Here is a 13,145-nt window from a genome sequence, read left to right as displayed (position 1 = left end):
ATATCCTCTAAAACAGATCAATAAACAAGAAAAAAACCTATTTTGCGGATTCTCAGCACAAGAAACGCACAGAGTGGCCATAACTCATGTATAATGCCCGCCTTATTAAATTGTCTGCACAGGTTCCCAGACGTGATCGAAAAACTCAGAAACATCGCCATCATTGCCCACGTTGACCACGGTAAGACTACCCTGGTTGATAAACTTCTTGCACAGTCCGGAACCCTGGGCCGTCGTGACGAAGGCACCGAACGAATCATGGATTCGAACGACCAGGAAAAAGAACGTGGTATTACCATTCTGGCTAAGAACACCGCCATTGAGTGGAATGACTACCATATCAACATCGTAGATACTCCTGGACACGCCGACTTCGGTGGTGAAGTAGAACGAGTTCTGTCGATGGTTGATTGCGTCTGCCTGTTGGTTGATGCCGTTGATGGTCCTATGCCACAAACCCGCTTCGTAACTCAGAAAGCATTCGATCAGGGCCTGCGCCCAATCGTTGTAGTCAACAAGGTTGACCGCCCTGGCGCTCGTCCTGACTATGTTATCGATCAGGTATTCGAGCTGTTTGATAGCCTGGGTGCTACCGATGAACAGCTGGACTTTCCGGTAATCTACGCTTCCGCCCTGAACGGCATTGCAGGTCTTGAGGCTGATGAACTTGCCGATGATATGACCCCACTGTTCGAAGCAATTGTCGAGCACGTTGAGCCTCCTAAGGTTGATACCGAAGGTCCTTTCCAGATGCAGATCTCTGCACTGGACTACAACAGCTACGTTGGTGTTATCGGTGTTGGCCGTATTACCCGCGGAACAGCGAAACTTAATCAACAGATTAAAGTTATCGACGCTGAAGGCAAAGTACGTAACGGCAAGCTGCAGAAGATCATGGGCTACCTGGGCCTCGAACGTGTTGAAGTTGAAACTGCACGGGCCGGCGATATCGTCTGCGTAACCGGTATCGAAGTTCTCAACATCTCCGATACTTTGTGTGATCCGGCACAGGTTGAAGCACTGCCGGCTTTGTCCGTTGATGAGCCTACAGTTTCTATGACCTTCCAGGTCAACGATTCTCCTTTTGCTGGTAAAGAAGGTAAATTTGTTACCAGCCGTAATATCAAGGATCGCCTGGAACGTGAACTTATCCACAACGTAGCACTGCGCGTTGAACAGGGCGACTCACCTGAGAAGTTCCAGGTTGCCGGTCGTGGCGAACTGCACTTGTCGGTGCTGATCGAATCCATGCGTCGTGAAGGTTACGAACTGGGTGTATCCCGCCCTGAAGTAATTCAGAAAGAAGTTGACGGCGAAATCCATGAGCCTTACGAAGTTGTACTGATCGATGTTGAAGATCAGCATCAGGGCAGCATCATTGAAGAGCTAGGCAAGCGTAAAGCAGACATGACCAACATGGAAGTTGACGGAAAGGGACGCGTACGTCTGACCTTCCTGATGCCTTCCCGCGGCCTGATCGGTTTCCGCTCCCTGTTCATGACAATGACCTCCGGTAGCGGCATCATGACTTCTGTGTTTGACCACTACGGTCCTGTAAAGCAGGGTGAAGTCGTCAGCCGTAGCAACGGTGTTCTGGTTTCCATGGTATCCGGTAAAGCACTGGCTTACTCTTTGTGGAACCTGCAAAGCCGCGGCCGCTTGTGTGTTGTACCTAACATCGATGTGTATGAAGGCATGCTGCTGGGTATTCACAGCCGCAACAACGACTTGGCGGTCAACCCTATTAAGGGTAAGCAGCTGACCAACGTTCGAGCTTCCGGTACCGATGAAAACATCCAGTTGACTCCGCCAATCAACTTCACACTTGAGCAGGCACTGGACTTTATCGAAGACGACGAACTGGTAGAAGTAACACCAGAGAGCATTCGTCTGCGTAAAAAGCTACTGACTGAAAACGAGCGTAAGCGTCAGTCACGCGCAGCTAAATAAGATTTTTAGCTTGATTGCGCCTATTTAGCTTTCAGAGCTCAGGCACAAAAAGCCCGGACAGTAACAACTGTTCCGGGCTATACTCCCGGTTGTCGTTGTTAACAGAAAGGACGCCGGCTCAATGAACTCTCTCTATCCTGATATCCATCCCTTCAAGCAACATCAACTGCCTGTCGATGACATCCACACCCTCTATATAGAAGAAAGCGGTAATGCTCAGGGCATTCCGGTACTTTTTATTCATGGCGGCCCCGGCGGCGGTACCAGCAGTTATCAGCGCTCCTTTTTTGATCCGGAAAAATATCGCATAATTCTGTTCGATCAGCGTGGTTGCGGGCAATCAACACCCCATGCAGAATTAACCGGCAATACCACCCCGGAACTGATCAACGATATAGAAAAGATTCGCCAATACCTACAGATCGATCAGTGGCTGCTGTTCGGTGGATCCTGGGGCTCAACCCTTAGTCTGCTTTACGCACAAGCTTACCCCGATTGCGCTCTGGGACTGATTCTGCGCGGTATATTCCTGTGTCGTGATCAGGACCTACATTGGTTCTACCAGCAGGGCGCCAGCGCAATCTTCCCCGATTACTGGAACGAGTACCGTAAAGTAATCCCCGAGCACGAACAGAACAATATGCTACAGGCTTACTACAAACGCCTGACCTCAGACAATGAGATTGCCCGCATGTCGGCGGCCAAAGCCTGGTCCGTCTGGGAAGGACGCTGCTCTACACTGGACCCAAACGCCGATGTCGTCGATCACTTTGCTGATCCGCACGTGGCTCTGGCGATGGCGCGCATAGAAGCCCATTATTTCATCAACAAGGCATTTATCGAACCGGATCAAATCATCCGTGATGCCGATAAAATCAGACACATTCCAACCACAATTGTGCACGGCCGCTATGATATGGTCTGCCCGATCGATCAGGCGTTTGCGCTCTATCATGCCCTGCCCCTGGCGGAACTGCATATAGTCAGAGACGCAGGACATAGCGCAGCAGAGCCCGGCATCACCGACAACCTGATTAAAGCCACCAAACAGTTCGCCCTCTCACTGGCGTAAGGATAACTATTGAAAGCGCTCATTCAGCGGGTCAGCTCCGCGTCTGTAGATATTGCCGGACAACGGCACGGAGAAATTGGTCCTGGCATTCTATTACTACTAGGTGTCGAAAAAACAGATACTGAAGCTGCGGCCGACAAACTACTCAGTAAAGCACTCAATTACCGCATATTTGCCGACAGTGAAGGCAAAATGAACCTGAACCTACAGCAAACAGAAGGCGGCCTGCTCATCGTTTCCCAGTTCACACTGGTAGCCGACACGCGCAAGGGTCTACGTCCAGGCTTCTCTTCAGGCGCAACACCTCAGCAGGGAGAAAACCTGTATAACCATTTTGTCGCCAAAGCCCGGGAATTACACCATGATATTGGCACCGGTCAGTTCGGCGCAGATATGCAAGTATCCCTGGTCAATGACGGCCCTGTTACTTTCATGCTTGAAGCCTGAGGCCGCTTAATGGATGCCACTGCACAAGCGCTCGCCGAGCGAATATTCCTTACGGTATTTCCACTCTTTGCCATCGTCGTTGCAGGCTACCTGTATGGCCGTTACAAAAAGCCCGACATGACATTGGCTAACCAGCTGAATATGGATATATTTGTCCCAGCACTTATCTTCTTCGTGCTTTCAGACAAAGCCTTTGACCTGGTCAAGTATCAATCACTGGCCATCGGCGCCGCAACCGTAATTCTGGCCTCTGGCCTGATTCTATGGCCAGTATGCAAACTGCTCAAAGTGCAGGCCAAGACGTTCCTACCGCCAATGATGTTCAGCAATAGCGGCAACCTGGGACTGCCACTTATTATTCTGGCTTTCGGTGAACAAGCCCTGCCCGCAGCAATCGTTATGTTCATTGTGGAAATGACGTTGCACTTCACCGTCGGCATTTACATGATGGACCATCGAACGAACCCACTGCGCCTGCTCCGGATGCCGATAATCATCGCGACTATTGCAGGCTTATCCTGGAGCAGCTTCACACTGCCCATGCCACAAAGCATCGCCACCTCGCTGGATATGCTGGGCCAGATCTCAATACCGTTATTGCTTTTCACACTGGGCGTGCGACTAATTACTGTCGACTTCAGCTCCTGGCGTATCGGGGCAACCGGCGCGATACTTTGCCCGGCTGCGGGTATCGCTGTTGCTATCATTATTCAGCAGCTACTACAGCTGGATCAGGCCCAGTTTGCCTTTCTGATCATTTTTGGGGCATTGCCCCCGGCGGTACTGAACTACATTGTTGCAGAACAATACAATCAGGAGCCCAAACAGGTCGCCTCTATCGTGCTACTTGGCAACATTGGCGCATTACTGTTTATTCCTGCCACTCTGATTTTTGTTTTGTAGAAAGTAACTTAAAATAAAGTAACTTTTAAGAGAACCTCTTTGAAGAAAGCTGCCCGAAAGGGCAGCTTGTTTACTATTGCGCAACTTCGACACTGATCAGATCCCGATTCTTACTCACCGTTGCTGCACCAATACCTTTCACCATCATCAGATCATCGGCCGCAGTAAAGGGGCCATGCTGATTTCGATATGCAACTATCGCTTTAGCTTTACTATCGCCGACGCCCTGTAAAGTCACCGCGAGCTGTTCAGCAGTCGCTGTATTGATGTTTACCGTCTGCTCACTATATCCCACCACTGGCAGAATCAATAGAACCGAAAAAAGCACCGCTTTAAGATAAGACATGATATTCATTGCTAACTCCTTTTAGCCAAAAAAAAAGAGCCGGTCAAAGACCAGCCCTTAATTCATAGCATAAGACAGCCAAGAGACAACTAGCGTGCCACAAGAATTTCCTGCTCAATTCGCTCCAGCGCTGCAATCGGTGCCTCTGCCTGAGTTATTGGCCGACCAATAACAAGATGTGTACTACCCGCCTGAATCGCCATACCCGGTGTCATAATGCGCTTCTGATCACCAACGGCTGCATCGGCAGGTCGAATACCCGGCGTTACCAGCTGAAATGAAGGAGAAATAATCTGCCGTAGCGGGCTGACCTCCTGTGCTGAGCATACAACGCCGTCAAGACCACTTTGCTCAGTCAAAAGAGCTAACCGTTTGACCTGTTCCAGCGGGTCAATATCCAACCCTATATCAGCCAGATCCTGCCGCTCCATACTCGTTAACACAGTGACCGCAATTAGTAGGGTATTCGCACCACTGACCTGCTCCAGCTCATTGCGCGCCGCTTCCATCATCCGCCGGCCACCACTGGCATGTACATTAACCATCCACACCCCCAGTTCGGCAGCGGCACGCACAGCCTTCGCAGTTGTGTTCGGAATATCATGGAATTTCAGGTCCAGAAACACCTCAAAGCCCTTGCTATGAAGCTGCTCTACCACCTGGGGACCTGCGCGGGTAAAAAGTTCCTTACCCACCTTTACCCGACAACGTGACGGGTCTAGCTGGTCCGCCATATTAAGTGCCGCGGCTTGCTCCGGATAATCCAGAGCTACAATAATCTGTGTATCACTGCTCATAACATACTCTTAAAATCAAAAATTTCGTTCTACTCGCCTTCCAGCCCCTGAATCGGTTTAGTGCCACCCCACGTCTGACAAGAAGGGCACTGCCAATGCAGGGTTTTACCCGAAAAGCCACAACGCTGACAACAATATACCGGTTTACTCTGCTCTAACTGACCAGTTAGTCCGCGCAGCACCATCAGACTTTCATTGGCGCCTTTTGATGCATGCGCGATATACAAATCTATAAGACTATTAAAGCCCTTAATTGAGGGCCGCTTCTTTAATTCATCCGTAATGAAGGAGCCTGCCGCGTATGCTCCCCTCTGATCCATCAGGAACTCTGCCAGGTTCAGCATTACCGTTGTCGAAGGCCAGCTTAGCAGACACTGCTGAAGATAACTTTCTAACTCACCCGCCTGACCAAGTTGCACATAACAGCTTCTGACTTTAGGGATCGTTTCAGGAATAAATGCGGCGTCCTGATGCGCTACAGACTTAAGGGCTTTTATCGCCTTACGCCATTGCTGCTGCGCCATCGCCACATCTGCCTTCAAAAGAGAAGCCCGCACCGACTGGGGATCATAGGCCAACGCCTGATTCAACCGCTCTTTAGCCCGCCTGAACCCCTCCTGCTGGAGATCCTTTTGCGCAAGCTCACAACAATAATGCCCCAGCTCAACATGCAATTCACGGGTTTCATTTGCCGCCAATTGTCGCGCAACGGTCAACGCCTTCTCCCACTCTCGCTCTTTCTCATACAATTTTGTCAGTAGAGTAAGAACTTTCTGCCGGGTTTCCTGGGGAGGCTTCTGCTCACCGATCTCCTGTAACAGGTTTTCAGCCCGATCAAACAGACCAACCGCGAAATAGTCTTTCGCCAGAGCCATCTGAATTCTCAGAAAGTCACTGCGTGAAAGATCCGGCCGGGCCAGAAGATTCTGATGAATCTGAATTGCCCGGTCTACATCACCTTTTTTACGAAAAAGCTTAGCCAGGGCAATATGGGCGGGAATGGTATCGGAATTTATCTCCAAAGCCCGAATGAAACTCTCTATCGCTTCATCGGTCTTCTCACTGAGCAGGTAATCAAGTCCGGCAAAGTACTCTTTCTGCAGCGATGCCTGAGCAGGTCGGGAACCGCGCCAAAGATCTTTTCTCCCCAAAAACCAACCCAGCCCGACCGCGATAAACAGCAGGATAATCAGCAGATAATCGGAAGCCTCAAACACTATGCTTTAAAGAGCTGGTACGTAGCTGATCCAACTCTTTATTAGCCGCACTAATCTTGCGCTTTGCAGCCCCTAAGCGGACTTTGAGCATCACCACCACGAAACTACTGATCACAACCCCGACGACCCCACCTACAACAAAGCTCGCCATCAGCCAGACTGACAAACTCGCTTCTGGCAGAGATACGAAAAACAGATCAATCTGCACCAGCTCAGTATTCAAAGTTGAAAAAGTCCAGCCAACGAACAATACAAAAATGCATGCAACAAACACTACTAGCGCCTTTAACCAACGCATCACTATCCCCTGATAAAATTACTTATCACTTATCGTTCATTATTCAGGCTTTCGTTCACCTGTTCACGTAACTCTTTGCCGGGCTTAAAGTGCGGCACGTACTTGGCATCGAGCGACACTGAATCACCGGTTTTAGGGTTACGCCCCTGTCGCGGAGCCCGGTAATGCAAACTAAAGCTACCGAAGCCCCTGATCTCAATACGGTCCCCCTGTGACAGAGACTCCGTCATGTGATCAAGCATCGTCTTTACCGCCAGCTCGACATCCTTTATAGATAACTGCTGGTTCTGGTCGATTAATCTCTCGATCAATTCAGATTTGGTCATAGCCACCCCTCACAATATTCTGGCCAGCACTTCTATCAGCACTGGTCGATACGGGAATATCCGACAGTTCACTGCCTGATTATTTTTTTTTCATCTGTGCTTTTATCAAATCACCAATAGTGGTGGGGCCGCTGGATTCAACCTCCTGCTGCTTAATCGCATCAAGAGCCTGCTTTTCCTGCTGCCTTTCAACCTGCTTTATCGACAGCGCAATCGAGCGGCTCCGTCGATCAATATTAACGACCAGCGCATCTACGGTATCTCCTACCGAGAACAGACTGCCAATATCATCGATACGCTCCTGACTAATCTCAGAAATTTTAACAATACCGTCGATACCTTCCGCAAGACTCAACACCAGCACTCGTGGGGCAACTTCCTTGACCGTCCCGGTAACTACACTACCCTTACCATGCGCTACTACATAATCACTGAAAGGATCACCTGCCAGCTGCTTAACACCCAGCGAGATCCGCTCCTTTTCGGAATCCACTGCCAGCACTATAGCGTCCAGCGTATCTCCCTTGCTATATGCCTTAACTGCGGTATGACCATCTTCATCCCAGGACAGGTCTGAGATGTGCACCAGACCATCAATTCCGCCATCCAAACCGATAAATATACCAAAGTCAGTAATCGACTTAATAGCTCCGGAAACATGAGTGCCTTTAGCGTGGCTGGCTGTAAAAGCATCCCATGGATTAGACTGACACTGCTTCATACCCAGTGAGATTCTACGCCGCCGATCATCAATATCCAGAATCATGACTTCGATCGGGTCACCGAGCTGAACCACTTTAGACGGATGCAGATTTTTATTGGTCCAATCCATTTCGGATACGTGAACCAAGCCTTCAATGCCCGGCTGAATCTCTGCAAAACAACCATAATCAGTGATATTTGTAACTTTGGCCGCAGCCTTAGTCCTTATCGGGTGAGCCGCTTTGAATTCATCCCATGGGTCAGCAGTAAGTTGCTTCAGGCCAAGAGAAACACGACTTTTCTCACGATCAAAATTAAGCACCTTAACATCAATCTCATCACCAACGGTTAACAATTCACTGGGATGCTTAATACGTTTCCAGGCCATATCGGTTATATGCAACAGGCCATCGACCCCTCCCAGGTCGATAAAAGCACCATAGTCCGTCAGGTTCTTAATGACACCTTTAACGACCATGCCTTCATCCAGGGTAGAGAGTAATTTTTCACGCTCTTCATTGTATGCTGTTTCGAGGACTGCGCGGCGAGATACCACAATATTGTTGCGCTTAGCATCAAGCTTAACCAGCTTAAATTCCAGCTCCTGATTTTCGATATGTGACGTATCCCGTAATGGACGCACATCAACCAGGGATCCTGGCAGGAAAGCATTGATAGAATTAACGTTAACGGTGAAGCCACCACGGACTTTACCTGTGATGTGACCGCTAACGATTTGATCGTTGGCAAAAGCATCTTCCAGCACCAGCCAGGCTTCGGCACGCTTGGCTTTTTCACGGGATAACTGTGTTTCTCCAGAACCATCCTCCAGCGAAACCAGTACTACTTTTACCGGATCACCAACAGCAAGGCTCAGCTTACCATCATCATCCAAAAACTGATTACGGGGGATTACGCCTTCAGACTTAAGACCAGCATTAACTGTAACATAGTCACCATCTATCGCTACTACAGTTGCAGTGACAACCGAGCCGGGGGTCATATCCAGCTCTTTCAGGCTTTCTTCGAACAGCTCAGCAAAACTATCACTCATACCGGCACAACCTCGCATAGTTGCCGTTAACGCAGACCCTTATGCCTCGCGTAATCCAGAACTGATGCCAAGACTTCCTCGATACTAAGCTTAGTAGTATCGAGACTAATGGCATCCTTTGCCGGCTTGAGGGGCGCTACTGCACGATTCATATCCCGCGCATCCCGGGCCTGTATATCCTCTAATATTGTCTGAAGACTAGCACCCAGCCCCTTATTTATCAACTGGTTATACCTACGGTTTGCGCGCTCTTCAGAACTAGCCGTCAGATAGATTTTTAATGGTGCATCCGGAAACACAACCGTCCCCATATCCCGACCATCGGCAATCAATCCGGGCTCAGATACAAACGCCCTTTGTCGTTCCAGCAGGGCTTCCCGTACCGGACCAAGTGCAGCAATCACCGAAGCATCGGCACCGCACTCTTCGGTACGGATACTATTAGTCACTTCTTCACCTTCCAGGATGATAGATGCTTCAGCCTGACCATCCTGTGCTACAAACTGCACATCAAGGTGTGCAGCCAATACTACCAGCGCATCAACATCATCAAGTGCCACACCGTGATGTCGCGCAGCCAGACCAACCAAACGATATAAGGCACCACTATCAAGCAGGTTCCAGCCAAGCTCTCCGGCCAGCAAACTACATATTGTCCCTTTACCCGAACCGCTAGGCCCATCAACCGTGATAACCGGGTACTGCGCTACCATTACAGCTCCTCCTTGCGAACATTGATGCCAACCTGCTGCGCCAGCTCAACAAAATTCGGGAACGAAGTAGAGACGTTTGCGCACTCTCGTATTTCAATCTCGCCTTTAGCGCGCAAACCGGCAATAGTGAAGGACATTGCGATACGGTGGTCATCATGACTTTCGATCACACCACCGCCCATCTCACTACCGCGAATGATCGCACCATCCGGGGTACCCTCAATATCGGCACCAAGAATCTTCAGACCATCAACCATCGCCTGAATCCGGTCACTCTCTTTAACCCGCAGCTCTTCAGCACCGGTAAGAACCGTTTCACCTTCAGCACAAACGGCAGCAATGAAGAGCGCCGGAAACTCATCAATCGCTAGAGGAACCTGATCTTCAGGAATGTTAATCCCTTTCAGAGGAGCATAACGCACCCGAATATCAGCGACCGGCTCACCTCCAACTTCGCGCTCATTCAGCAACTCAATATTTGTGCCCATCAGCTTCAGAATATTAACCACCCCGATACGGGTCGGGTTAATACCGACATGCTCAAGGGTGATATCTGAGCCAGGCGTAATTGCTGCGGCAACCATAAAGAATGTCGCCGAGGAAATATCAGCGGGCACATCAATTTTTCCAGCCTGAAGCGATCCACCACCGCTCAAGGTCACCTTATTGTCCTGTTTCTCAACCTGATACCCAAAACCACGTAACATCCGTTCCGTATGATCCCGGGTTGGCGCAGGCTCAGTCACCGAGGTTTCTCCCTCAGCATAAAGCCCCGCCAGCATCACGCAGGACTTGACCTGAGCACTGGCGATAGGCATATCGTAGTGCATGCCCTTCAGTGCCTGCCCACCTTTGATCTTTACCGGTGGACAACCATTCTCTCCGGTATCAACAACTGCACCCATCAGACGCAATGGCTTGGCAACACGCTCCATCGGACGCTTACTAAGGGAAGCATCACCGCTCAGCTCAGAATCAAACTTCTGCCCTGCCAACAAACCTGACAGCAGGCGGATGGTGGTTCCGGAGTTACCTACGTACAGCGGCCCTGGCGCTTGCTGTAAACCATCGACGCCAACACCATAGATTTTTACTTCGCCCTGGTGCGGACCTTCGATCACAACGCCCATATCTCTGAACGCCTGCAGTGTTGCAAGGCTATCTTCGCCTTCCAAAAAGCCACTGACCTCGGTAACACCGCTAGCCAGTGAACCCAGCATAATAGACCGGTGCGAAATTGACTTGTCGCCCGGAACCCGGATCGTTCCATTTGCCTGGCCACCAGGCTGAACGTGAAATGTAGTTTCTTTTATATTCATAACTTGCGAGTAGGCTGAGCCTGATAAAATTTTAGAAAAATGTTCACGAGCCGCTTTTGCCCGGGTAAAAATACCCAGCATAGTGCGCCCATCTTCGGTTTCAATCGCATCTCTGAGCTGCGCTAAACCTTCGGTAAATTCATCGATCTTCTGCAGGATCGCCGATTTATTGGCTAACCCCACATCGTGCCACATCGTTGGATCACTGGCCGCAATCCGGGTAAAGTCACGGAAACCACCGGCAGCGTAACGAAATATATCGGTTCGATCCTGCTCCTGCGCCAGTGTATCAACCAGTGAAAAGGCCAACAGATGGGGCAAATGACTGGTAGCGGCCAACACCTCATCATGACGCTCCACATCCATCTGCAGAACCTCTGCACCCACTGCCTGCCACAATCTGGCGATAAGTGTCACCGCGGCAGGATTACTCTCAGGCAATGGCGTAATGATAACTTTGTGATGTTCAAACAGTGTTTCATCGGCCGCCGCCACGCCACTTTTTTCTGATCCGGCAATAGGGTGCCCCGGTATAAAGTTTTCCGGTACCGCACCAAACAATTGCTCAGCAGCCCGAACAACATTACCTTTAACACTACCAACATCGGTAATAATAGTTTCACTGCGCAACGCCGGTAGCATTTCAGCAAGCACTGTCTCCATCGCCTTAACCGGCACAGCCAGCACGACAACATCCGCGTTTTCCACCGCCCCCATCAGATCAGTTGCAGCCTCGTCGATTACCCCCAGGCGTAAACCTGTATCCAGCTCTGCCTGATCCCGATCATAACCGATAACGGTTTGGCATATAGTACGGCTACGTAAGGCTTTTGCCAGCGATCCACCAATCAATCCCAGACCAACAATCAGAATTCGCTTGGTTAGTTTGCTCACCCGTTAATCACCTTATTGAATGCATCCAGACAGCGACTATTTTCTGATTCCAACCCAACTGTAACCCGCAGGTGATTCGGCATACTGTAATTAGCTACCGGGCGCACGATTACCCCTTCACGCAGCAGAGCTTCGTAGACCGGTATAGACTCCCCGCCACAATCGACAGTAATAAAATTACCGACAGAGGGAATCCAGCTCAGCCCCATCTGTGCAAACCCCTGCTCAAGCTGCGCCATACCTGCGCGGTTCATTTCCACACTGCGCGCCAGATAAGCATCATCCTGCAGCACCGCTGTCGCAGCCTCAAGCGCAGGCACATTGACATTGAATGGCTGCCGTACCCGATTTAGCAGGTCGGTAATAACCACATCAGCTGCCGCATAGCCAACCCGCAATGCAGCCAGACCAAACGCTTTTGAAAAAGTACGGGTAACGATCAGATTTTTAAACTGTCGCTGCAGCACAAATCCATTAGCAAACTCCGGCTCAGCAACATATTCGGTATAAGCCTCATCCAGAACAACTATGACATTTTCCGGAACCTGGGCCATGAACCCTTCGAGTTCAGCTTGCGATAACCAGGTACCCGTTGGATTGTTCGGGTTAGCAATAAAAATGACGCGGGTCTTAGTAGTAATTGCCTTAGTCATCGCATCGAGATCATGCCCCCAGTCCTTTGCCTGCGTCACCACAGCCTTAGCACCGGTCGCCTGAGCCACCAACATATAGACAACAAATGCATGCTGCGAATAGATGACTTCATCGCCCTGCTGTAAAAAAGCACGGCCGATCAGTTCCAGCACATCATTGGAGCCATTACCCAAAGTAATACATTTTTCTTCCAGCCCGTAGCGCGCGACCAGCGCTTGCTTAAGCTTGAAACCATTCGCATCGGGGTAACGACAACTTTCTGACAAGGAATCCCGAACCGCAGCCATAGCCAGCTCACTGGGCCCCAATGGGTTTTCATTACTGGCCAGCTTTATACTGTTACTGATGCCCAACTCACGCTCAAGCTCTTCGACAGGCTTACCAGGCAGGTATGGATGCAGCCCCTGCACACCGGGTGTTGCCAGTTCGAAAAAATCACATGCCATCTTATCT

The 13,145-nt window shown here is 50.1% G+C and carries 13 protein-coding genes; 4 read left to right on the top strand and 9 right to left on the bottom strand.

The genetic code is table 11. The annotated features are described in order from the left end of the window. The first annotated feature begins 132 nt into the window (after window positions 1-132). The 4 genes from typA to ACQUQM_RS23080 all read left to right on the top strand — a co-directional run bounded on the left by typA (window position 133) and on the right by ACQUQM_RS23080 (window position 4,372). On the top strand, window positions 133-1,950 hold the full coding sequence (gene typA / locus ACQUQM_RS23095) for a translational GTPase TypA (protein WP_432472218.1): 1,818 nt from the start codon (window positions 133-135) through the stop codon (window positions 1,948-1,950). Between the two features lie 121 nt (window positions 1,951-2,071). Continuing rightward, window positions 2,072-3,022: a prolyl aminopeptidase gene (gene pip / locus ACQUQM_RS23090; protein WP_432472217.1), complete on the top strand. Its 951-nt coding sequence runs from the start codon at window positions 2,072-2,074 to the stop codon at window positions 3,020-3,022. Between the two features lie 9 nt (window positions 3,023-3,031). After that, on the top strand, window positions 3,032-3,469 hold the full coding sequence (gene dtd / locus ACQUQM_RS23085; protein ID WP_432472216.1) for a D-aminoacyl-tRNA deacylase: 438 nt from the start codon (window positions 3,032-3,034) through the stop codon (window positions 3,467-3,469). 9 nt (window positions 3,470-3,478) lie between these two features. Next, complete coding sequence (locus ACQUQM_RS23080) at window positions 3,479-4,372, top strand: AEC family transporter (protein WP_432472215.1); 894 nt, start codon at window positions 3,479-3,481, stop codon at window positions 4,370-4,372. 73 nt (window positions 4,373-4,445) lie between these two features. Here the strand turns inward: ACQUQM_RS23080 and ACQUQM_RS23075 are convergent, their stop codons facing one another. From ACQUQM_RS23075 to hisC, 9 genes are all read right to left on the bottom strand, one after another. Continuing rightward, window positions 4,446-4,727, bottom strand: coding sequence for a ComEA family DNA-binding protein (locus tag ACQUQM_RS23075; protein WP_432472214.1), 282 nt, complete (start codon window positions 4,725-4,727; stop codon window positions 4,446-4,448). 80 nt (window positions 4,728-4,807) lie between these two features. Further along, window positions 4,808-5,515, bottom strand: a complete 708-nt coding sequence (gene pyrF, locus ACQUQM_RS23070) for an orotidine-5'-phosphate decarboxylase (protein WP_432472213.1) — start codon at window positions 5,513-5,515, stop codon at window positions 4,808-4,810. A gap of 29 nt (window positions 5,516-5,544) precedes the next feature. Beyond that, the gene (gene lapB, locus ACQUQM_RS23065; protein ID WP_432472212.1) at window positions 5,545-6,732 is read right to left on the bottom strand and encodes a lipopolysaccharide assembly protein LapB; all 1,188 of its coding nucleotides are present in this window, start codon (window positions 6,730-6,732) and stop codon (window positions 5,545-5,547) included. Continuing rightward, complete coding sequence (locus tag ACQUQM_RS23060) at window positions 6,725-7,030, bottom strand: lipopolysaccharide assembly protein LapA domain-containing protein (protein WP_432472211.1); 306 nt, start codon at window positions 7,028-7,030, stop codon at window positions 6,725-6,727. Before ACQUQM_RS23060 ends, lapB begins: the two co-directional genes overlap by 8 nt. A gap of 29 nt (window positions 7,031-7,059) precedes the next feature. Beyond that, a complete protein-coding gene (gene ihfB, locus ACQUQM_RS23055) occupies window positions 7,060-7,356 on the bottom strand; it encodes an integration host factor subunit beta (protein ID WP_432472210.1) in 297 nt (98 codons plus the stop codon). A gap of 79 nt (window positions 7,357-7,435) precedes the next feature. Next, window positions 7,436-9,112 carry a 30S ribosomal protein S1 gene (gene rpsA / locus ACQUQM_RS23050; protein ID WP_432472209.1) on the bottom strand — a complete coding sequence of 559 codons (1,677 nt, stop codon included), beginning with the start codon at window positions 9,110-9,112 and terminating at the stop codon, window positions 7,436-7,438. A gap of 26 nt (window positions 9,113-9,138) precedes the next feature. Beyond that, complete coding sequence (cmk, locus tag ACQUQM_RS23045; protein ID WP_432472208.1) at window positions 9,139-9,825, bottom strand: (d)CMP kinase; 687 nt, start codon at window positions 9,823-9,825, stop codon at window positions 9,139-9,141. Then, window positions 9,825-12,038, bottom strand: coding sequence for a bifunctional prephenate dehydrogenase/3-phosphoshikimate 1-carboxyvinyltransferase (locus tag ACQUQM_RS23040; RefSeq protein ID WP_432472207.1), 2,214 nt, complete (start codon window positions 12,036-12,038; stop codon window positions 9,825-9,827). The genes cmk and ACQUQM_RS23040 overlap by 1 nt, the downstream gene beginning before the upstream one ends. Next, window positions 12,035-13,138 carry a histidinol-phosphate transaminase gene (hisC, locus tag ACQUQM_RS23035; protein WP_432472206.1) on the bottom strand — a complete coding sequence of 368 codons (1,104 nt, stop codon included), beginning with the start codon at window positions 13,136-13,138 and terminating at the stop codon, window positions 12,035-12,037. The genes ACQUQM_RS23040 and hisC overlap by 4 nt, the downstream gene beginning before the upstream one ends. Window positions 13,139-13,145 lie beyond the last annotated feature (7 nt).

Origin of the sequence: Amphritea sp. HPY, assembly GCF_050870985.1 — a bacterium.
In the GTDB taxonomy this organism is placed as follows: Bacteria; Pseudomonadota; Gammaproteobacteria; order Pseudomonadales; family Balneatricaceae; genus Amphritea.
Note: the sequence above shows the minus strand (reverse complement) of the source record. Positions and strands in the feature narration are given on the sequence as shown.

Coding starts and splice junctions, on each gene's coding strand:
- pip (WP_432472217.1), top strand. CDS start 2,072: ATGAACTCTCTCTATCCTGATATCCATCCCTTCAAGCAACATCAACTG.
- ACQUQM_RS23080 (WP_432472215.1), top strand. CDS start 3,479: ATGGATGCCACTGCACAAGCGCTCGCCGAGCGAATATTCCTTACGGTA.
- ACQUQM_RS23075 (WP_432472214.1), bottom strand. CDS start 4,727: ATGAATATCATGTCTTATCTTAAAGCGGTGCTTTTTTCGGTTCTATTG.
- pyrF (WP_432472213.1), bottom strand. CDS start 5,515: ATGAGCAGTGATACACAGATTATTGTAGCTCTGGATTATCCGGAGCAA.
- ACQUQM_RS23060 (WP_432472211.1), bottom strand. CDS start 7,030: ATGCGTTGGTTAAAGGCGCTAGTAGTGTTTGTTGCATGCATTTTTGTA.
- ihfB (WP_432472210.1), bottom strand. CDS start 7,356: ATGACCAAATCTGAATTGATCGAGAGATTAATCGACCAGAACCAGCAG.
- rpsA (WP_432472209.1), bottom strand. CDS start 9,112: ATGAGTGATAGTTTTGCTGAGCTGTTCGAAGAAAGCCTGAAAGAGCTG.
- cmk (WP_432472208.1), bottom strand. CDS start 9,825: ATGGTAGCGCAGTACCCGGTTATCACGGTTGATGGGCCTAGCGGTTCG.
- hisC (WP_432472206.1), bottom strand. CDS start 13,138: ATGGCATGTGATTTTTTCGAACTGGCAACACCCGGTGTGCAGGGGCTG.